16 protein-coding genes are annotated in these 22035 nt (G+C 45.7%); 4 read left to right on the top strand and 12 right to left on the bottom strand.

All coding sequences use genetic code 11. From position 1 onward, the window contains the following. Positions 1 to 770 precede the first annotated feature (770 nt). Both H735_RS08265 and znuA read right to left on the bottom strand, forming a co-directional pair. Positions 771 to 4148 carry an AraC family transcriptional regulator gene (locus H735_RS08265; protein ID WP_020196058.1) on the bottom strand — a complete coding sequence of 1126 codons (3378 nt, stop codon included), beginning with the start codon at positions 4146 to 4148 and terminating at the stop codon, positions 771 to 773. A gap of 212 nt (positions 4149 to 4360) precedes the next feature. After that, positions 4361 to 5239 (bottom strand): zinc ABC transporter substrate-binding protein ZnuA, encoded by an 879-nt coding sequence (gene znuA, locus H735_RS08270; RefSeq protein ID WP_027726682.1) that lies wholly within the window; start codon positions 5237 to 5239, stop codon positions 4361 to 4363. Between the two features lie 78 nt (positions 5240 to 5317). Here znuA and znuC point away from each other — a divergent pair, with 78 nt between their 5' ends. Continuing rightward, positions 5318 to 6106 (top strand): zinc ABC transporter ATP-binding protein ZnuC, encoded by a 789-nt coding sequence (gene znuC / locus H735_RS08275; RefSeq protein ID WP_005436991.1) that lies wholly within the window; start codon positions 5318 to 5320, stop codon positions 6104 to 6106. Then, positions 6099 to 6884 carry a zinc ABC transporter permease subunit ZnuB gene (znuB, locus tag H735_RS08280; RefSeq protein WP_005436990.1) on the top strand — a complete coding sequence of 262 codons (786 nt, stop codon included), beginning with the start codon at positions 6099 to 6101 and terminating at the stop codon, positions 6882 to 6884. The genes znuC and znuB overlap by 8 nt, the downstream gene beginning before the upstream one ends. 135 nt (positions 6885 to 7019) lie before the next feature. Here znuB and sucD read toward each other — a convergent pair whose 3' ends face one another. From sucD to sdhC, 8 genes are all read right to left on the bottom strand, one after another. After that, positions 7020 to 7892, bottom strand: a complete 873-nt coding sequence (gene sucD / locus H735_RS08285) for a succinate--CoA ligase subunit alpha (RefSeq protein WP_005436989.1) — start codon at positions 7890 to 7892, stop codon at positions 7020 to 7022. Beyond that, a complete protein-coding gene (gene sucC / locus H735_RS08290) occupies positions 7892 to 9058 on the bottom strand; it encodes an ADP-forming succinate--CoA ligase subunit beta (protein WP_005426700.1) in 1167 nt (388 codons plus the stop codon). The genes sucD and sucC overlap by 1 nt, the downstream gene beginning before the upstream one ends. A gap of 202 nt (positions 9059 to 9260) precedes the next feature. Further along, positions 9261 to 10469, bottom strand: a complete 1209-nt coding sequence (odhB, locus tag H735_RS08295; RefSeq protein ID WP_020196060.1) for a 2-oxoglutarate dehydrogenase complex dihydrolipoyllysine-residue succinyltransferase — start codon at positions 10467 to 10469, stop codon at positions 9261 to 9263. Positions 10470 to 10497: 28 nt separating this feature from the next. Further along, complete coding sequence (gene sucA, locus H735_RS08300; protein WP_005436984.1) at positions 10498 to 13323, bottom strand: 2-oxoglutarate dehydrogenase E1 component; 2826 nt, start codon at positions 13321 to 13323, stop codon at positions 10498 to 10500. Positions 13324 to 13415: 92 nt separating this feature from the next. Beyond that, positions 13416 to 14126 (bottom strand): succinate dehydrogenase iron-sulfur subunit, encoded by a 711-nt coding sequence (locus H735_RS08305; RefSeq protein ID WP_005436982.1) that lies wholly within the window; start codon positions 14124 to 14126, stop codon positions 13416 to 13418. A gap of 18 nt (positions 14127 to 14144) precedes the next feature. Then, positions 14145 to 15911 carry a succinate dehydrogenase flavoprotein subunit gene (sdhA, locus tag H735_RS08310; RefSeq protein WP_005436979.1) on the bottom strand — a complete coding sequence of 589 codons (1767 nt, stop codon included), beginning with the start codon at positions 15909 to 15911 and terminating at the stop codon, positions 14145 to 14147. Further along, on the bottom strand, positions 15912 to 16256 hold the full coding sequence (gene sdhD / locus H735_RS08315) for a succinate dehydrogenase, hydrophobic membrane anchor protein (protein ID WP_005426689.1): 345 nt from the start codon (positions 16254 to 16256) through the stop codon (positions 15912 to 15914). After that, the gene (gene sdhC, locus H735_RS08320) at positions 16250 to 16642 is read right to left on the bottom strand and encodes a succinate dehydrogenase cytochrome b556 subunit (RefSeq protein WP_005446421.1); all 393 of its coding nucleotides are present in this window, start codon (positions 16640 to 16642) and stop codon (positions 16250 to 16252) included. Before sdhC ends, sdhD begins: the two co-directional genes overlap by 7 nt. 395 nt (positions 16643 to 17037) lie before the next feature. On the opposite strand from sdhC, the gene H735_RS08325 reads away from it, so the two are divergent. Next, positions 17038 to 18327, top strand: a complete 1290-nt coding sequence (locus tag H735_RS08325; protein ID WP_005436975.1) for a citrate synthase — start codon at positions 17038 to 17040, stop codon at positions 18325 to 18327. A gap of 201 nt (positions 18328 to 18528) precedes the next feature. Here H735_RS08325 and H735_RS08330 read toward each other — a convergent pair whose 3' ends face one another. Continuing rightward, the gene (locus H735_RS08330; RefSeq protein WP_020196061.1) at positions 18529 to 19287 is read right to left on the bottom strand and encodes a Nif3-like dinuclear metal center hexameric protein; all 759 of its coding nucleotides are present in this window, start codon (positions 19285 to 19287) and stop codon (positions 18529 to 18531) included. Positions 19288 to 19419: 132 nt separating this feature from the next. Between H735_RS08330 and H735_RS08335 the strand changes: the two genes are divergently transcribed. Continuing rightward, positions 19420 to 20172, top strand: coding sequence for a DUF1853 family protein (locus H735_RS08335; RefSeq protein ID WP_020196062.1), 753 nt, complete (start codon positions 19420 to 19422; stop codon positions 20170 to 20172). Positions 20173 to 20360: 188 nt separating this feature from the next. Here the strand turns inward: H735_RS08335 and pgm are convergent, their stop codons facing one another. Continuing rightward, positions 20361 to 22007, bottom strand: coding sequence for a phosphoglucomutase (alpha-D-glucose-1,6-bisphosphate-dependent) (pgm, locus tag H735_RS08340; RefSeq protein ID WP_020197162.1), 1647 nt, complete (start codon positions 22005 to 22007; stop codon positions 20361 to 20363). Positions 22008 to 22035 lie beyond the last annotated feature (28 nt).

Here is a 22035-nt window from a genome sequence, read left to right on the forward strand (position 1 = left end):
TAAATATTATTATTAATAGTATAGGGCGCTAATGTTACTCTTCTATACCCTCTCATTCATTGTGTGAAATCAAAGATTTCATTAATGCTTTTGGCGAAATGAAACGTCAACTCCGTTAATTAATCTCACGTCATTTTCGTCAAAATCGAATATTTTCAGCCAAATGCAGATTAACACAAACGTAACATTTAAACTCATCAACAGTAAAAATCACTTTAAATACAGTTATTTATGAATGAAAATACAACTTGTCGCTTTTCTCACATAAAGCTGTCGTTATTTTTATAAGAAAAATAAGTAAGGTCTCGTATAGTTAACCTATCGAGAGACAACAGCCTCTCAAAAGAATTCCAGAGGTGGCATGGCAACATGTCACTCCGGCAGCAAGCGAAGGTGTCATTGACACCCGTGGTATAGTCCCCCCGGCTATACCACGATATTTTTTTTCTTCTCTTTCTTCATTCGCTTCTCAATTAACTCCCTATAATTTCTCAACCTTCTTCTCAAACAAAGCCCAATTATCTCTATTATCTGTCACCATCTTTCATAACCGTTTTACTGCACATGTTCTTCATTAGATGGTTTGTGCGCCTTATCCCTTATCCCTTATCCCTTATCCCTTATCCCTTATCCCTTATCCCTTATCCTGCAAGGTTAAATGTCATGCCCTTCTGTCCAATATCTGTATGATGTTCTTTACGACACCGTTCGTCTCACAGGCATGAAAAAGCCCAGCACTAAGACTGGGCTAGCTAATGTCAAATTAAGAGCTAAAGGCTCGTCTGGCTATCTTGAGTCATGGCAAACTTGGAAGGAGGTAAGCCAAAGTGCAACTTAAACTTCTGACTAAAGTACGATGGGTCATTAAAACCACAGTTAAATGCGACCTCACTGATTTTCTCTCCTGCGAGTAGCTGTTCACAGGCTGTTTCTAATCTTACTTCTGTCACGTAGTCTTTTAGCGTTCTTGACGAAGCCGACTTAAAGCGCCGCTGTAGGCTTCGCTCAGACATATAAAGCATCTTCGCAGCAGATGCCGTACCAAACTCCGGATCGTGATAATGCTCAGCAACCAATTGGTAAACTTTCATCAACCACTCTTGCTCTGGTGAGGTAGTTTGCTGCTGTGGTTCAACTTCCGTAAACTCGGGCAATACTTCTTCAACATGGCTCGGTTCTTGAGCACATGGCCAAGTAATCTCTATTTTATTTTGAGCATCAGAAGCAAACATAGATAAATGCCCTCCACTTGCGGCAACAAGTTGAGGTAAGTTATCCATACTCAAATCTACATTACTGGCATTGGTTGGGCGCATTACTGCCGCTTTACTTGGTAATTGCGTTCCGTAGTCAATAAAACTCAATGAGACGATGTCATTAGCCTCGTCCAATACCAATTTAACCGACTGTCCTCGGAAAGAGCGTTTGATGATATTGGCGAAAATACTGTTGAATATGACATCAAGGTTAAAGCTTTCTAATGAAATACGGCTTGCTTTGTGATTGTCTTGCAACTCAACACTGATACCGGCTTTAGAAAAGTCCTCACGCCAAACATCCACAACAGATTGCGTTATCTGACTCAGGTTATAGTTTTGACTTCCGTTACTGGTGTCTCCCGGAGAGCTCTTTAATTCGTTTAACTGCCAATACGTTTTTGATAGATGATCTTGAGTCACTGAATCTAAATCAACAGGTAACTTATGCGCTATCGAGTCAACGCTCGACTTAATTGACTGTGCAACATGGTCCACCAGCAAGTTTCTCACTTGAATCTGCTTTCTTAGTTGCTGGTTACTGGTCAGTAAAACTCGACTTTGATGGCGAAGCTGGTTGGTTTTTAACGTCACTTGTGCTGCCAAGTCACGGTTCGCTTGCAACACATACCGTGAGCGCCAATACATCAAAAGAGCGACAATGGCGATAGTGACCAAAGTAAATCCGGTGATCGCCAGTTTGGACAAATACCAAGGTTTTAATACAGTGAATTTTGAGTCCAATCCGATTAAGCCAGACGCGAGCTGCGAATCATTACTCACCTGCAAGTGATAATCACCTGAGTTAAGGTGTTCTAGTGTTAATTGACCACCTTCCAGCGATTGCCACTGGTCGCTCTCGTTCAAGCGATAATAGAGGTTTTGGTTATCTGGTTTCGGCATCACCCCAAAAAGAAAGCTTAACGAAGAGCCATAAGGTAGCTTCATACTTTCTAGGTCAGCACTACCAACTTGAACCACCTCATTTTCCAGCATGACTTGACTAACGATCAGTTGGGATTCTGGCGTGTTGGATACGAGTAACTTTGACGAGTCGGCTTTTACTAAACCATATTGAGAGCCAAAGATAAGTTGGCGGTCACTATCTTCTGAGCGACGAATAACATTACAAACACCCGGAAGAAATTCATTATTAATGAGGCCGGATGCTGAAGAATAATGCTTCATCAACTGCCCTGAGAGATGGTAATAGCTGAGCCCCACTGATGAAGCAAGCCACACACCCTCTGAGTCACTGAGTAAACAGGCCGGGCGAGAATTTGATACGCTCATTTCCATCACTTCTTTTGCATCGCTACCCGGTACCGTTTTGAAAACACCATAAGCAGAAGCAAACCAATGAGAACCATCAATCGCGGTAATTATATCGAGTGACTCACCGTACTTTTCTGAGAAGCGGTTAAATCGAATTCGCTCACCATCGTATTCATAGACGCCGTGGTCAGTACCAATCAAAAGCAAATCTTTTTTGTCATATAAACGGGTGATTTTTGCAGGCAAAAACTGGCTGACTAACCAATCGCTGCCAAAGTTTCTCATCTGCTGACTCGCAGCATCGATATTAAATAGTTGATAGCCGCTGGAAACCCAAAGTCGGTCGGTTCCATCAGAGACGATATGATCAATTTCCCTTCCAGCAATGACACGAAGGTATGGAAACGTCACACGCTGTAAGTTATTTAGGTTGTAAATCTCTAAACCGGAAGACGTGGCTATCCAGAGTTTTTCACCTTGAAAAGCAAATTCATTTATCTGGGATGGCAGATGTAAGACTTCATTAATCTCTGAACTACCTGAACGATATAACTTGTGATCATCAGCAAACCACAATACACCGTCAGGTCCAGTTAACGTTTGTCGTATACGTCCGGTTAGTGTTTGTTGGTCATAGCTACTGAAGGTAATCCGCTCAAACTTTTTACTGAACAATGAGTAATAGCGAATACCTTGGTTAGTCGCAATCCACATACCACCCATATTGTCGTTCAATAACGAGTAGATTTTAGTGCTCGCTAATTCCAACTCAAGGAAGCTTGCTGGGGTTACTTGAGTCACCTCTCCACTCAAGAAAGAATACAAGTAGAGCCCCTGCTCCGTTCCTACCCAGTATTCTTGGTTAGTTTCCGCAAAAGTCAGCACATGCGAGGCACCGATTCTAATAACCGGTTTATTTGGCTCATAGATATTGAAGATCAGCGCCCCTTTGAGCGTGCCAACAAGAATCTCTCGCCTTGTATGGGAGTAATACACCTTTTCAATGTAGTGCTTACCAGAAGAAACTACGTGGTTGAATTTACTTCCTTCAGACAAATAAACGCCTGACGTGGTCGCTAATGCCCATTTTGTCTCTACAAAAATAGCATCATTAATATAAACGTAGCTGTTGTTGCTGTGCTGATAGAGCTGAAGCAAAGAGAAAGAGTTCAGTTCGCTGGTTTCAATATTGTAGGTATAGAAGTGCGCGCCATCGCTCACCCAAATAAAGTTACCCGATGAACCAATCTTTCGAATCTGCGAGCCAGGATTGAGGCTAAAAACCAAGCGACGCTCTTGGTTAGGATAAGTTTGGTACACTTCATTTTCGACAAACGTCCAGAATGAGCCTTTATGGTAGGCCAGTTGCTCGGCTTTTGTTTGCAGAAAACTACCTGATTTAGGCAAGGTTGTCTGCCCATTGTAGAACAGCACTCGCCCATGAACATCATGGATCCAAAGCCCACCATGCTCACCAGGAAACAATTTTTTCGCCGCAATAAAAGTCCCCTTAACCTGATTTGGCAAAGGGTAGAAGATCGCATTCGCTTCACTTGAAGCAAACGCTTGAAATGAGAGGATAAAAGCCCCAAAAAATAGGGCTAGTTGGCGCAGCAAGATAAAATCCTTACATGTATCAATACGTGCGACTCATGGTTCACTCATGCCTTCCATAGCTGAGTACGTATATGGTTATTTTGAGCCGCTAATTATTGATAATGATATCTCAATTCCATTGATAGAAAAGACTCACTGCGCCAAAGGTTTGTAATTCTTACTGCCAGATCACGTTAAACGCGTGTTCTGTGTAGAGAACAACAACACAATTGTTACTTTTCGCTCAAACACTGACTAAAGCTGTTTGAAATTCCTTTCAAGAATACAAAGTAACTGCCTGATTTAACATCAACACTGCTACCCAGTGGGTCAAGAACGCCAGCATTAACATCGCTGCCACGCATCACACTTTCAACCACAGCAGGGGTGAATTGAGGTTCTGAGAACACACAAGCGACATCACCCGTGCCCAATGTTTTACGGATATGAATCAATGTTTTTGCTCCCGGTTTACGATCTGGAGAAACCGTAAAGTGCCCGAGTTGATTTAGGTTGTAACGTGATTCAAAATAGCCGTAAGCATCGTGGAAAACAAAATAACCTTTGTCTTGCACTGGTGTCAGTTGTTGCTTAATCTCCGCATCCGTAGCTTTTAACTCCGCTTCAAACTTCTTCAAGTTTGCTGCGTAAGTGTCTGCATTCGTAGGATCGATTTCTGCAAGTTTGTGAGCGATAGCGTTGGCAACTTGTTTTACGGTTTCAACACCCAACCAGAAATGTGGATCGTGTGTGCCGTGATCGTGACCATCATGGTGGTCATGCTCACCACTAAATGCACGTAACGATAGGCCCGGAATTTCGCTAACGGTTAGCGTGTTACCTTTATCCGTCACCACTTTCTCTAGGAAAGGTTCGAGATCATGGCCGTACCAAATAACAAGGTCGGCAGCAGCTACCTTCTTCACATCCGATGGACGCAAAGCGTAATCGTGTGGCGAAGCATTGTTTTGTAGCAGAACGTCTGGCTTCGTAACGCCTTCCGTCAGCTCGGTTGTGATCATTTGAATAGGTTTAATACTAGTCAACACGGTTACCGCATGAGCAGGTAAGGTTAACATTGCTGAAACAGCAAGAATTATAGCTCTTTTCATAGTTTTACTTGGGGTATAGCGTGGAAAGTGAGATAATGTTACATTATAACATTAACAATTTGCAAATGAGTTTCATTCATGTCTTCACTAGTCCGTCTTGAGCAACTGTGCGTCGAGTTTGACGAACGCAGAGTTCTCGACAATGTCACAATGGAATTAGAAAAGGGCAAGATCACTACCCTAATTGGTCCCAACGGAGCGGGAAAATCGACGTTAGTTAAAGTCATTCTGGGTCTCCAAAAACCAACCAGTGGTAAATTAACCAAGCAACGTAAGCTGAAAATTGGTTATGTACCCCAGAAGCTGAAACTCAACGATTCTCTTCCATTGAATGTCATTCGTTTCCTAAACCTTGCTGGCAAGTATAGCAAGCAGGAATGCCTCGACGCGTTGCGTCTTGTTGGAGCTGAACACCTCATCAAAAGTAACATGCACCGTCTTTCTGGTGGTGAAAACCAACGTGTGCTGCTTGCTCGCGCTCTACTCCAACGTCCTGAGTTGCTCGTGCTTGATGAACCAGCTCAAGGTGTTGATGTTCAAGGTCAAATCGACTTATACGATCTGATTGAGAGCATTCGCCATCGCTTCGATTGTGGCGTGTTTATGGTATCTCATGATCTGCATTTGGTCATGGCTAAGACCGATGATGTGATCTGCTTGCATCATCACGTATGCTGCTCTGGCTCACCGGCGACCATCACTCAGCACCCGTCTTATATCGCGTTGTTTGGCAATGCGACTCGTGAGTCATTGGCATTCTATCACCATGACCACGACCATCACCACCACGACTTAGCAGGCTCTCCAGTGACGGGGGACGCGACATCATGTTCTAACCACTCTCACGGACACCACCATCATGATTGAGTTTTTATTGCCTTCAATTTTGGCCGGTATCGGTATCGCAATCATTGCTGGCCCACTTGGCTCTTTCGTGGTTTGGCGAAAAATGGCTTACTTTGGCGATACGCTCGCCCATGCCTCTTTAATGGGCTTGGCACTAGGCTTCTTGCTCAACATAAACCTTTACCTTGCATTGTTGGTTTGTTGCTTAGCACTTGCTGTACTGCTGGTTACTCTGCAAAAACAACAGCTTGTCGCTACCGACACGCTGCTAGGTATTCTGGCACACAGCGCCTTATCGATTGGCTTGGTGTCGGTCAGTTTCCTAGAGAACGTTCGCGTGGATTTGATGAGCTACCTGTTTGGTGATTTGCTTGCAGTTTCACCTCAAGATCTAATGTTCATCTACGCTGGAGTGATCGGTGTCAGTGCTTGTTTGTATGCATTCTGGCGTCCGCTTTTATCAAGCACTGTGAGTGAAGAGCTAGCTGCCGTAGAGGGTGTGAATACCGATTTAGTTCGCTTAGTGCTAATGCTCATGGTCGGTGTGGTTATTGCTGTCGGTATGAAGTTTGTGGGTGCGCTGATCATGACTTCTCTATTGATCATCCCAGCCGCAACTGCACGTAAAGTGTCGTCTTCACCAGAACAGATGGCCTTGTTTGCCTCAATTATTGGCTCTATCGCGGTGCTGATGGGCCTAAGCCTGTCTTGGCATTTCGATACACCAGCAGGCCCTTCAGTTGTGATTAGCGCGACATTCCTATTTATGCTTAGCCAGCTGATTAAGCGCAAAGCCTAGTAACGAAATAACTATATAACTAAATCGCTAAATCGCTAAATCGCGTTAAAGATTAAACACAAACCATTGTGAAACAGAAAAAGAAAAGCCTGCGAAATCGCAGGCTTTTTAATGCTTATACAATGGTTTGGTTGATTACCAACCTGTCACTTCACGTAGACCTTTACCAATCTCAGCTAGAGATTTCACAGTCTTAACGCCAGCCGCTTCTAGTGCTGCGAATTTGTCTTCTGCAGTACCTTTACCACCTGAGATGATTGCACCTGCGTGACCCATACGTTTACCTGGAGGAGCAGTAACACCAGCAATGTAAGAAACCACTGGCTTCGTTACGTTTTCTTTGATGTAAGCCGCCGCTTCTTCTTCCGCAGTACCACCGATTTCGCCAATCATTACAATTGCTTCTGTTTCAGGGTCTTCTTGGAAAAGCTTCAGGATGTCGATGAAGTTTGAACCTGGGATTGGGTCGCCACCGATACCAACACACGTTGACTGACCAAAGCCTTCGTCTGTCGTTTGCTTAACAGCTTCGTACGTTAGAGTACCTGAGCGAGACACGATGCCCACTTTACCTTTCTTGTGGATGTGACCAGGCATGATACCGATCTTACACTCATCAGGCGTGATAACACCCGGACAGTTAGGACCGATCATGCGAACACCAGTTTCTTCTAGCTTCACTTTAACGTCGATCATATCTGTTGTTGGAATGCCTTCAGTGATCGTTACGATAAGCTCGATGCCTGCGTCGATCGCTTCTAGGATTGCATCTTTACAGAATGGTGCTGGAACGTAGATAACTGTTGCTGTTGCGCCAGTCACTTCTACTGCTTCACGTACAGTGTTGAATACAGGAAGACCAAGGTGAGTTTGACCACCTTTACCTGGAGATACACCACCAACCATTTGTGTACCGTAAGCAATTGCCTGCTCTGAGTGGAAAGTACCTTGACCACCAGTGAAGCCCTGACAGATTACTTTAGTGTCTTTGTTAATTAGTACAGACATTATTTAGCCTCCGCAGCAGCAACAACTTTCTGAGCAGCATCTGTTAGCGACTCAGCAGCAATGATATCAACATCAGAATTAGCAAGAACTTCGCGACCTAGGTCTGCGTTAGTACCTTCTAGACGAACAACAACAGGCACCGTTACACCAACTTCTTTCACTGCACCGATGATGCCTTCAGCGATCATGTCACAACGAACGATGCCGCCGAAGATGTTTACTAGAACGGCTTTCACGTTGTCATCAGATAGGATGATCTTGAATGCTTCTGCTACACGCTCTTTGGTTGCGCCGCCACCTACGTCTAGGAAGTTAGCTGGCTTGCCACCGTGTAGGTTTACGATGTCCATTGTACCCATCGCTAGACCCGCGCCGTTAACCATACAGCCAACGTTGCCGTCTAGTGCGACGTAGTTCAGTTCCCACTGAGCTGCGTGCGCTTCACGCTCGTCTTCTTGTGAAGGATCGTGCATTTCACGAAGCTTAGGCTGACGGTATAGCGCGTTTGAATCGATGTTGATCTTACCGTCAAGACATAGCAGGTTGCCTTCACCAGTAATAACCAATGGGTTGATCTCTAGCAGCGCTAGGTCGTACTGAGAGAACATAGTGCCAAGACCCATAAAGATCTTAACGAATTGTTTGATTTGGTCACCTTCAAGACCCAGTTTGAACGCTAGCTCGCGACCTTGGTAAGCTTGAGGGCCTACTAGTGGATCGATTGCCGCTTTGTGGATTAGCTCCGGCGTTTCTTCCGCAACTTTTTCGATTTCCACACCACCTTCAGTAGAAGCCATGAAAACGATCTTACGAGTCGCACGGTCTACAACCGCACCAAGGTAAAGTTCGTTAGCGATGTTAGACGCTTCTTCTACAAGGATTTTAGTAACAGGCTGACCATTTGCGTCTGTTTGGTAAGTAACCAAGTTCTTACCTAGCCATTTTTGTGCGAATTCTTTTACGCCGTCTTTTGTATCGTGTAGCTCAACACCGCCCGCTTTACCGCGGCCACCAGCGTGAACCTGACACTTTACAACTTTCTTTTCAGTAGTGATGCGACCCGCAGCTTCAAAAGCTTCTTGTGGCGTATCACATGCGTAGCCTTCCGGTACAGGCAAACCGAATTCTGCAAACAGCTGTTTGGCTTGGTATTCATGCAAATTCATTTTGATATTCCGTTTGTTTATCCCTTAAGGGATTTATTATTTCCATAACGCCGCTTGATGCGGTACGTCTGTAGGGTCTTCTCAAATCAACTGCTTATAGATATATCGGGGGCAGTTCAAGTGAAGGCCAGACGCTGAGCCAGTCTAGCCTTGGATGCTGTAGACGTCGAGCTATCAGGGACAACTCGACGTTTTAGCGATATTAAACGTCTAATAGCAGACGCGCTGGGTCTTCAAGTAGCTCTTTAATCGTTACTAGGAAGCCCACTGACTCACGGCCATCAATCAAACGGTGGTCGTAAGATAGTGCTAGGTACATCATTGGCAAGATTTCTACTTTGCCATCAACCGCCATTGGGCGCTCTTGGATTTTGTGCATACCCAAGATTGCTGATTGTGGTGGGTTGATAATTGGAGTAGACATCAGTGAACCAAATACACCACCGTTAGTGATAGTGAAGTTGCCACCCATTAGCTCATCAACGGTTAGCTTGCCATCACGACCTTTAATTGCTAACTCTTTAATGCCCTTTTCAACATCTGCAAAACCTAGCGTGTCACAGTCTTTAAGTACTGGCGTCACTAGGCCACGTGGCGTAGAAACCGCCATGCTGATATCGAAGTAGTTGTGGTAAACAATGTCATCACCATCGATAGATGCATTCACTTCTGGGTAACGTTTTAGTGCTTCTGTTACAGCTTTCACGTAGAAAGACATGAAGCCTAGACGAATACCGTGACGCTCTTCGAACTGGTCTTTGTACTGCTTACGAAGATCCATGATTGGCTTCATGTTTACTTCATTAAACGTAGTTAGCATTGCCGTGTTGTTTTTCGCTTCTAGAAGACGGTTTGCAACTGTCTTACGTAGACGCGTCATCGGAACACGTTTTTGGCTACGTGCCGCTGCAGGTGCTTCAACTGCTGCTGGAGCTTCTGCTTTTGGCGCAGCTTTTGCGTTTGCAAGGTGAGCTTCGATATCTTCGCGAGTAATGCGACCGCCAACACCAGAACCTTTCACTTGGCTCGCTTCTAGGCCGTGTTCAGCTAGAAGACGACGAACCGCTGGACTTAGCGCATCGTTGCTCTCTTCTGTAAGCGCAGCTTTATGACGCTTATCAGGAGACGCTTCTTTGTCTTCGGTTGAATCTGTTGTTGGTTCGCCCGCTACAGCACCAGGCTTAAGCTTCGCGATCAACTGCTTAGAAAGTACTGTTGCACCTTCTTCTTCAATAATGGCTTCTAAAACGCCGGCTTCCGGAGCAGGAACTTCAAGCACGACTTTATCGGTTTCGATATCAACCAGAACTTCATCACGCTCGACTACGTCGCCTGGTTGTTTGTGCCATGTCGCTACGGTTGCGTCAGCAACTGATTCAGGTAAATCTGGAACCAGAATTTCAATTGTCATATCTGTTTCTTCCTTTAACTTCTAGTTCTTAATTCGAAGTTTTTGAGTTCACGTTCAGAGCGTCTTCAACCAACGCTTTTTGTTGTTTCAAGTGCACCGACATGTAGCCTACTGCTGGCGAAGCAGAAGCTGGGCGACCTGCGTATTTAAGATCTGCACCTGCTGGAATAGCAGCACGGAAGTTGTGTTGGCTACAGTACCAAGCACCCTGGTTTTGAGGCTCTTCCTGACACCAAACGAAATCTTCAACATTCGTGTATTGCGCAATCGCCGCTTGTACTTCATCCAGAGGGAATGGGTACAGTTGCTCGATACGCACAATAGCAACATCATCTTGTTCGTTATTGCGACGCTGTTCTAGAAGGTCGAAATAAACCTTACCCGAACAGAACACAACACGTTTCACTTTGCTTGGCTCCAGATTATCAATCTCTGGGATCGCTGGCTGGAATGTGCCTTCAGAAAGATCTTCTAATGAAGACGTACAAAGTGGATGACGCAGTAGCGACTTAGGTGACATAACAATCAGTGGACGACGCATAGGACGCACCACCTGACGACGGATCATGTGATAAACCTGCGCAGGTGTAGATGGCACTACAACTTGCATGTTTTGTTCAGCACACAATTGTAAGTAACGCTCTAGACGCGCTGATGAGTGCTCTGGACCTTGGCCTTCATAACCGTGTGGCAACAGCATAGTTAGGCCACATAGACGAGCCCACTTTTGCTCACCTGACGAGATAAATTGGTCAATCACAACTTGTGCGCCGTTTGCGAAGTCACCGAACTGTGCTTCCCAAATGGTCAAGCCGCTTGGCTCTGCCGTTGCATAACCGTACTCAAATGCCAATACCGCTTCTTCTGACAACACTGAGTCAAACACTTGGAATGGCCCTTGTTTGTCATGAATATTCGCTAGCGGGATGTAAGTGCTCGCATCATTTTGGTTATGCAGAACAGAGTGGCGGTGGAAGAAAGTACCACGACCTGAGTCCTGACCAGAGATACGAATACGCTTACCATCATCAACTAAGGTTGCGTACGCCAGCGTTTCAGCCATACCCCAATCAAGCGGTTTCTCACCGCTGATCATTGCAGAGCGGTCGTTGTATAGCTTGTTTACACGGCTTTGCAGCTTATGGCTGTCTGGGTATTGGATTAGGCGTTGACCAAGCTCTTTCAAGCGAGTTGAATCGAACTTGTTGTCCCACTCAACATCCCAGTCGTGACCTAGGTATGGAGACCAGTCAACAGAGTGAAGTGCCATTGGACGCCACTCTTTCACCACAACTTCACCTTTATCCAGTGCGTCGCGGTACTCATTCACAAGTTGAGTTGCCACTTCGATGTCTGATTCGTTTTTATCGATCAATACATCAGCGTATAGCTTGCGTGGTGTTGGGTGCTTTTTGATTTTCTGGTACATCAACGGCTGAGTTGCATTCGGCTCATCCGCTTCGTTGTGACCATGACGACGGTAACAAACCAAATCAATGACAACATCACGTTTGAACTCGTTACGGTAATCCAATGCAATACGCGTTACGAAAGCAACCGCTTCTGGATCGTCAGCGTTAACGTGGAAAATCGGAGCCTGTACCATCTTAGCGATATCAGTACAGTACATGGTAGAACGCGTATCACGAGGGTTAGAGGTTGTGAAACCAACTTGGTTGTTCACAACAATACGCACTGTACCACCGACGCAGAAACCACGAGCAAGAGACATGTTGAACGTCTCCGCTACCACGCCCTGACCTGCGATCGCAGAGTCACCGTGAATAGTGATTGGTAGTACGCGGCTGCCATCAAAGTCACCAAGGCGATCTTGACGTGCACGAACTGAACCGATAACTACTGGGTTTACAATCTCAAGGTGAGATGGGTTAAATGCGAGCGCTAGGTGAACATCACCACCAGGCGTTGCAAAGTCTGCCGAGAAACCTTGGTGGTACTTAACATCACCTGTACCCCATGTTTCGTCGTGTTTACCCGCAAACTCATCAAACAAATCTTGAGGCTTCTTACCAAGAACGTTGACCAACATGTTCAAACGTCCACGGTGAGCCATACCGATAACCACTTCACGCATGCCGCTGGTACCAGCATGACGAATCAGTTCTTTTGTCATCGGAATCAGTGCATCACCACCTTCTAACGAGAAACGTTTTGCTCCTGGGAACTTAGCACCCAAGTAACGCTCGAGACCTTCAGCAGCCGTAAGCTCCTCAAGGAATGTACGTTTTTCGTCTTTATCGAAAGATGGCTGACCAACCACAGACTCTAAACGTTGCTGGATCCAACGCTTTTGCTCTGTATCTGTCATATGCATGTATTCTGCACCAATAGAACCACAGTAGGTTTTCTTTAGTGCTGAGTAGATGTCTTTCAACTGCATCGTCTCTTGGCCAATGGCAAAAGAACCTACGTTGAAAGTTTCTGCGAAGTCATCTTCGGTGAGATTGTGGAATGCAGGGTCTAGCTCCGCCACAGGTGGACGTTGCCATAGACCTAGAGGATCGAGTTCGGCAGCTTCATGACCGCGGAAGCGGTATGCGTTGATAAGCTGTAGAACTTTTACTTGCTTAGCGTCGACATCTGGATCACTAACTTGGACACTGTAATGCTTTGTTTCTTGAGCGAGTCGTCGGAAGTAGTCACGGACACGCGAATGCGGCTGTTCAGCCACTTCTTCTGAGCTTTTAGGCAGCTCATCAAATACGCGTTTCCACTCCTCACTTACCAGATCGGGGTCACTTAGATACAGTTCGTAGAGGTCCTCTACATACGTTGCATTGGCGCCAGCCAAGTGTGAAGACTCGAGCCATGCCTTCATCACGCCGTTGTGCATATTTTCCCTTAACCAGTAGTTTTCACGTTTGCTTCGGTCTGCGCCGAGCTATTAAGAGCCGACCCATTTGGGTCGGCAATTTTTGTTGTTAATTAAATCGAACGATTCACCAGCATCGACTTGATGTGACCGATGGCTTTCGTTGGATTTAGCCCCTTAGGACAAACACTTACACAATTCATGATGCCATGGCAACGAAAAACGCTAAATGCATCATCAAGATCGGACAAACGTTCATCAGTTGCCGTATCTCGGCTATCAATTAGCCAACGGTAAGCAGCTAGAAGACCAGCAGGGCCGATAAATTTATCTGGGTTCCACCAGAATGATGGACAAGAAGTTGTACAACATGCACACATAATACATTCGTACAGCCCATCTAAATGCGCACGCTCATCAGGCGTTTGTAAGTTCTCGCGAGATGGAGGTAGAGCACCATCGTCAATCAAGAAAGGCTTAACTTTCGCATAGTTATCGTAGAACTGTGTCATGTCAACGATAAGATCACGCACTACTGGTAGGCCCGGTAAAGGTCGAATGACAATCTTGTCACCTTGCAGTGCAGATAACGGTGTAATACACGCTAGACCATTCTTACCATTCATGTTTAGGCCGTCAGAGCCACATACCCCTTCGCGGCATGAACGACGGAATGCAATGCTAGGGTCTTGCTCCTTCAGAAGGATCAATGCATCCAGAAGCATCATGTCTGATCCTTCTTCCACCTCAAGCGTGTAGTCTTTCATGTACGGCTTTTGGTCGACATCCGGGTTGTAGCGGTACAAAGAGAAATTCAGTTTCATAATATTACCCTCCTTTCCTTAGTACGTACGTGCTTTTGGCGGAAATGCTTCACGATGGATTGGCTCCATGTTTACACCACGTTTCGTCATTGCTTCCGTTTCCGGGTTGTAGATAGAGTGACATAGCCACTGTTCATCATCACGGTCAGGGAAGTCAAAGCGAGCATGTGCACCACGGCTTTCTGTACGGTAGTTAGCCGCAACCGCCGTCGCATAAGCAGTTTCCATCAAGTTTTCTAGTTCAAGACACTCAATGCGTTGTGTGTTGAACTCAGTCGACTTATCAGCAAGGTGAGCGTTTTTCAGACGTTCACGGATAGCTTTCAGCTCTACCAGACCTTTTGCCATTGCATCACCTTCACGGAATACCGAGAAGTTGTTTTGCATACACTGTTGTAGGTCTTTACGAATTTGCGCTGGATCTTCACCGTCAGTGCTATTTTCCCAACGGTTGTAACGCTCTAGTGAACGTTCAATATCAGCTTCTGTCGCAGGTTTCGCGTCAGCTTGTTTAAGCAGTGTTTCACCCAGATGAAGGCCCGTCGCACGACCAAATACCACAAGGTCAAGCAGTGAGTTACCACCTAGACGGTTTGCACCGTGTACCGATACAGAAGCAATCTCACCACAAGCAAATAGACCTTGAACTTCAACGTCAGCGCCATTCTCATCTTGGCGAATCGCTTGGCCTGATACCTGAGTAGGGATACCACCCATCATATAGTGACACGTAGGAATTACAGGGATTGGCTCTTTGACCGGATCAACGTGCGCAAATGTACGAGAAAGCTCACAAACGCCTGGTAGACGAGACTCCAGAGTATCTTTACCCAGGTGATCAAGTTTCAGCTTAATGTGTGGACCCCAAGGACCGTCACAGCCGCGGCCTTCACGGATTTCAATCATCATTGAACGAGCAACCACGTCACGACCAGCAAGGTCTTTCGCGTTTGGTGCGTAACGCTCCATGAAGCGTTCACCATCTTTGTTTAGAAGGTAACCACCCTCACCACGACAACCTTCGGTTACAAGCACACCTGCGCCAGCGATACCCGTTGGGTGGAACTGCCACATTTCCATATCTTGCATCGGAACACCCGCACGAAGTGCCATACCAACACCATCACCAGTATTGATGTGCGCGTTAGTGGTTGATGCGTAAATACGGCCTGCACCACCTGTTGCTAAGATGGTTGCTTTCGATTTGAAGTAGCACACTTCACCCGTTTCCATGCATAGCGCAGTACAGCCTAGAACAACACCATCTTCATTTTTAACGATATCAAGAGCATACCACTCAGAGAATACCGTTGTTTTGTGCTTGATGTTTTGTTGGTAAAGCGTGTGCAGAAGTGCGTGACCAGTACGGTCAGCCGCTGCCGCGGTACGTGCCGCTTGCTCACCACCAAAGTTCTTTGACTGGCCACCAAACGGGCGTTGGTAAATAGTGCCGTTATCAAAACGAGAGAAAGGAAGACCCATTTTCTCTAGCTCGATAACAGATTCAGGACCGTTCTTACACATGTACTCGATTGCGTCTTGGTCACCGATATAGTCAGAGCCTTTAACCGTATCGTACATGTGCTGTTCCCAATGGTCTTCGTGCGCGTTACCTAGCGCAACCGTAATACCACCTTGAGCAGAAACAGTGTGTGAACGTGTTGGGAAAACTTTAGACAGCAACGCACAAGAAAGGCCTTGCTCCGAAATTTGTAGTGCAGCGCGCATGCCCGCACCACCAGCGCCGATTACTACGGCGTCAAACTCACGAACTGGAATAGACACTTACGCACCCCACAGAATAAATAGACCAGAGAAGACATAGCCGAATAGCACGGCAATAACACCAAGTTGAAGTGCACCACGAAGTTTCGCGCACTTAATGTAATCCGTTAAAACTTGCCATAAGCCGATCCACGCGTGGATCAAAATAGAAACAAGTGCCAACATGGTGAAGACTTTAGTGAACGTGCCACCAAAGAACTGGGTCCAAGATGCGTAAGAGATGTCTGAGAAAGCACAAAAGCTCACCAGATAAATCGTGTATAGAGTCATAATGATGGCGGACGCACGAATCAATAAGAAATCGTGAACACCATTACGACCGAATGAAGAAACGTGTTTTACCATACCAAGATCCCCGCCAATAGTGATAACACTGCAGTAGCACCAAACGCGACTTTAGCGCTCATCGCGCCTGAATCTAGTTCTTCAAAGTGGCCTAGGTCCATCAGTAAGTGACGAACACCACCAGCAATGTGGTAGGCAAGTGCAGTTAGAATGCCCCACAGAATGAATTTCACGAAGAAGCTATCGACGATGTCAGCGGCTTCCATAAAACCCATCGGGGATGACAGAGAAATGGACAGTAACCAAAGTAATATACCCACCGCAACAAACGTAATCACACCCGACACACGGTGCAGGATTGACGCGATTGCTGTGATGGGAAAGCGGATGGTCTGTAAATCTAAATTAACAGGTCTTGACTTTCTTTCTTTCACGGGCTTGCTCACTCAGCTCCATTGAGCATTTATTGTTATAACCAATTTCAGCTTCCAAACGTACAAAAGTTAACATTTGATTAACAAATACTCGCAATAAGCTCGGAGATAATTGTAAACACTTTGTTAACAAACGGGATCCACAAACAAACCTCACTTTTGTTTCTAGCCCCGAATTTATAAGGATTTAACTAAAATTTTCTGTGCCAATATACGGCCAGCAACATTCTAATACAATTGATGTAACAAATTATGCTACATAGAACAGATTTTTAACGATTTTCATGAGAAAAATCATAACAAGTGCACACAAAAATGGAGAAAAATTGACTTTAAGCTTTAACAACAGTACAAAAATGGCACATAAACATCCTGGACGGATTAAATAATAAACAAAGGAGATTGTTATGGCGGATAAGAAAGCTACCCTTCACATCGAAGGTCATGCGCCAATCGAACTGCCAATTATGGACGGTACGCTAGGTACACCTGTGATTGATGTTCGTAAACTGGGAGCCAATGGTTACTTTACTTTTGACCCAGGTTTTCTTGCCACTGCATCTTGTGAATCATCAATCACGTACATCGATGGCGGCAAAGGTATTCTTTTGCACCGCGGTTACCCGATTGATCAATTAGCCAATAACGCAGATTACTTGGAAGTATGTTACATCCTGCTTTATGGTGAAGCCCCTACCCGTGAGCAATACGAGCAATTCAAAACAACGGTTACTCGCCATACTATGGTGCACGAGCAAATCGCAAGCTTCTTCCACGGCTTCCGACGCGACGCTCACCCAATGGCAGTAATGTGTGGTGTGGTTGGTGCACTAGCGGCCTTCTACCACGATTCACTAGATATCAACAACGACGAACACCGTGAAATCGCGGCGTACCGTCTGCTATCGAAAATGCCTACTTTGGCGGCGATGTGTTACAAATACTCAATCGGTCAGCCATTTATCTACCCTCGTAACGACCTAAGCTACGCAGAAAACTTCCTACACATGATGTACGCAAACCCATGTGAAGAATACGAAGTAAACCCTGTTGTTGCGCGTGCGATGGATAAGATCTTCACGCTTCACGCAGATCACGAACAAAACGCATCAACGTCAACGGTTCGTCTATCTGGTTCTTCTGGTGCGAACCCATTCGCATGTATTGCCGCAGGTATTGCTTCTCTATGGGGTCCTGCACACGGTGGTGCAAACGAAGCATGTCTGAAGATGCTTGAAGAGATCGGCAGCGTAGACAACATTCCTGAGTACGTAGAACGTGCAAAAGACAAAGATGACCCATTCCGTCTAATGGGCTTCGGTCACCGCGTTTACAAAAACTACGACCCACGTGCAACGGTAATGCGTGAAACATGTCATGAAGTTCTAAAAGAGCTAAACATCAAAGATCCACTACTAGACGTAGCGATGGAACTTGAGCGTATTGCGCTTTCTGACGAATACTTCGTGTCTAAGAAGCTATACCCGAACGTAGACTTCTACTCAGGCATCATCCTAAAAGCAATCGGAATTCCTGTATCGATGTTCACGGTAATCTTCGCGATTTCTCGTACCATCGGTTGGATTGCTCACTGGAACGAAATGCATAGCGATCCACTAAACCGAATCGGTCGTCCTCGTCAGCTATACACTGGTGAAACTCAACGCGAGTTTTCTCCGCTGCATGAGCGCGAGTAAGCGTTAGAATCGAGAATCGAGAATCGAGAATCGAGAATCGAGAATCGAGAATCGAATAAATATGAGGGTTGACGTGAAAGCGTCAACCCTTTCTATTTTGAAGTGAGGCGAACGAACTGCGCTCTATGGAACGTTTCGCTTCGATATGCGAGAGATAATTACGTAACACTTTCGCATTTCAAAGGACAAAGCCCGTTCCTTCTATACTGGGTTATCAATATCAATAAACGTAACGTCTAAACCATGCTCTTGCGCTAACCATTCCCCCAACGCTTTAATTCCATAACGTTCAGTTGCGTGATGACCAGCAGAGAAGTAATGGATATCCAATTCACGAGCCGTGTAAGTGGTACGTTCTGAGATCTCGCCCGAAATAAATGCATCTAACCCATGCTGAGCCGCAAGCTCAATGAAATCCTGACCACCGCCGGTACACCAACCGACTGTCTCAATCATTTTTTCTGCATTGTCAGGCGCGATATGCAAAGGTTCACGGTTTAATACGTGATTGATTTTGTTCGCGAAGTCAGCGCCAGTCATTGCTTGTTTTAAGCGGCCAAACAAAGCGACAGACTGAGGGTGACCGTCTAACCCACCTTCAACCGAGATATTCAACAAACGAGCAAGCTCGGCGTTATTGCCGAGTTCTGGGTGAATATCTAGCGGCAGATGGTAGCCGTAAAGGTTGATGTCACTTTTGATCAAACTGCGGATACGCTTTCCTTTCATACCACGAATTGGCTCTGGTTCACCTTTCCAAAAATAGCCGTGGTGAACAAGCAATGCATCAGCCTCTAACTCGATCGCTTTATCGATCAATGCTTGTGAGGCCGTTACGCCTGTCACGATGCGTTTGATTTCTGATTTGCCTTCAACTTGTATTCCATTCGGTGCGTAGTCTTTAATAAGTTGCGGCGATAATTTCTCGTTAAGGATCTTTTCCAGCTGTAAATTATTCATTGTTACTTCCAATACTTGTGGCTTGAACAAAGTGTATATCGAACCGCGATCAGGATGCTAGTTATGGCATCCCCAACCAGAATAATTTTCGATACAATAGAAAGGCTTTGCCCGTGACAACAAGGATAATGGATGAATTCACTACAACGTTTCCATCAATGGATTGCCAACACCCCACCTCTTTTCCAACTTAAGGAACCTTTCGTCACTGTTGAAGATATTCCGACCTTACCTCTATCGGACAACGAAAATTATGATGGCAACCCACGACTCGGATTCCTCTATCAACACCTTTGTACCAAGTTGCTAACTTGCTCTTCACGATATGAACTTGTTGCCGAAGAAATCCAACTTAATGACGCTACTGGGCGCACAATTGGCGCCGTCGATTTGATCCTCGAAAATCAGGAAACAAACCAACACGAACATTGGGAAGTCGCCATTAAATTCTACTTACTGCATGAAGGCATTTGGTATGGTCCGAATGCACACGACCAACTGCACAAAAAGCTCGAACGCATGCTCACTCACCAACTAAAAATGAGCCAGAGAGAAGAGTTCCACCAACAGTTACCGTTAGACGCCACACCGAGTGAACACTTGCTGATGCAAGGTCGCCTCTATGTAAATCCTTTCGCGACCGAACCAATCCCTACAACCTGTTTAGGTTACGAACTAAACCAAAGCCAAATATCCGGTTACTGGTGCTATCAAAGTCAATGGGAAGAAATTAATGAACCTTTATACGCTCTTTCCAAACCACTGTGGGCAATTGGCAATGAGGAGTTCTTAGAGCCCATCGAAAAACCATCAGATAGGTTTGTTCACGCTCAAACCAAGAGCGGTCAATTTTGGTTTGTTGTACCGGACACTTGGCCGAACTAAAACGGGAAACGGGAAACGATTTTATTTTGCTCTTATAGGAGCAAGCTCCGTCAACACCTTCTTAATACTCTCAACGAGTATCTCTCGATTCCTAAAGCGAAGCGCTCCCGACTCTCGAAGCGCAGCGTTCTCTATCAAACAAAAAGGGCCGACGCAATGTCGACCCTTTCGAACCTTAATCGTTTGAATTACAAACCAGCGGCTGCAAATACTTGATTAACGATTTCTTGTGCTTCAGCTTCAATTTGTTTTAGGTGCTCTTCACCTTTGAAGCTTTCACAGTAGATCTTGTAGATGTCTTCAGTGCCTGATGGACGTGCAGCGAACCAACCATTCGCTGTCGTTACTTTAAGGCCACCAATCGCAGCACCATTACCTGGAGCGTGCGTCAGACGAGCGGTGATTGCATCGCCAGCTAGAGTTTCAGCCGCAACCATTTCTGGTGACAACTTCTTCAATACGTCTTTTTGTGGACCATTTGCGACAGCTTGAATACGGTTGTACTTAGACTCACCATGCTTCGCCGCTAGCTCTTCATAGTAATCTTGAGGGTTCTTACCCGTTACCGCAGTGATCTCTGCAGCTAGAAGACATAGCAAGATACCATCTTTGTCTGTTGACCAAGGCGTACCATCTTTACGAAGGAAAGACGCACCAGCACTTTCTTCACCACCGAAACCAAACTTACCAGTGTACAGACCGTCCACAAACCACTTGAAGCCAACAGGTACTTCACATAGCTCACGACCTAGATCCGCAACAACACGGTCAATCAGGGCGCTTGAAACTAGCGTTTTACCAACAGCGACATCTTTACCCCACGCGTCACGGTGACGGTATAGGTAATCGATACAAACCGCTAAGAAGTGGTTCGGGTTCATCAAACCTTTTGGCGTAACGATACCGTGACGGTCGTAGTCAGGGTCGTTACCAAATGCTAGATCGTACTCGTCTTTTAGTGCCAATAGACCTGCCATTGCGTATGGAGAAGAACAGTCCATACGTACAACGCCGTCTTTGTCTAGCGACATGAATTGGAAAGAAGGGTCAATCGCTTCACTTACTAGCGTTAGGTCTAGGTTGTATGCCTGACCAATTTGACGCCAGTAATCGATGCCACTGCCACCCAATGGATCTACACCAATCTTCAGGTTTGCTTTTTGGATTGCTTCCATATCGATAACGTTCACTAGATCAGCGATGTATGGTTTCACCAAGTCCATCTCAACAAACAGATCCGATGCTTTAGCTTCTGCTAGTGGTAGGCGTTTAACACCTTGTAAACCTTCAGCAATCAGAGCGTTCGCACAATCTTCGATCGCTTGAGTCAGTTCAGCTTCTGCAGGACCACCGTGAGTCGGGTTGTATTTAATACCGCCGTCTTGTGGTGGGTTATGAGACGGAGTAATCACAATGCCGTCTGCCTTATCATCGTGCTTGATGTTGTAAGTCAGAATCGCGTGTGAAATACCTGGCGTTGGCGTGTAACCGTTGTCTTGTTGGACAACCACTTTCACACCGTTTGCAATCAATACTTCAATCACACTTGAAAACGCTGGTTCAGATAGCGCGTGCGTGTCTTTGCCCACAAACAATGGACCTGTTGTACCTTGCTCAGCACGAACTTCTGCTACCGCTTGAGCGATCGCTAAAATGTGGTTTTCGTTAAAAGTGTGCTTGTCTGCAGTACCGCGGTGGCCAGAAGTACCAAATTGAACTTTGTGTTCTGCGTTTGCTGCGTCTGGTTGAAGTAAGAAGTAGTTAGCAACGAGTGCTGGGATATTGTGAAGATCTTCCTGCTGCGCTTTTTGCCCAGCACGAGGGTGCATAGCCATGTTTGACATCCTTTCTTTAAAAACAAAT

The organism is Vibrio owensii CAIM 1854 = LMG 25443 (assembly GCF_000817815.1).
In the GTDB taxonomy this organism is placed as follows: Bacteria; Pseudomonadota; Gammaproteobacteria; order Enterobacterales; family Vibrionaceae; genus Vibrio; species Vibrio owensii.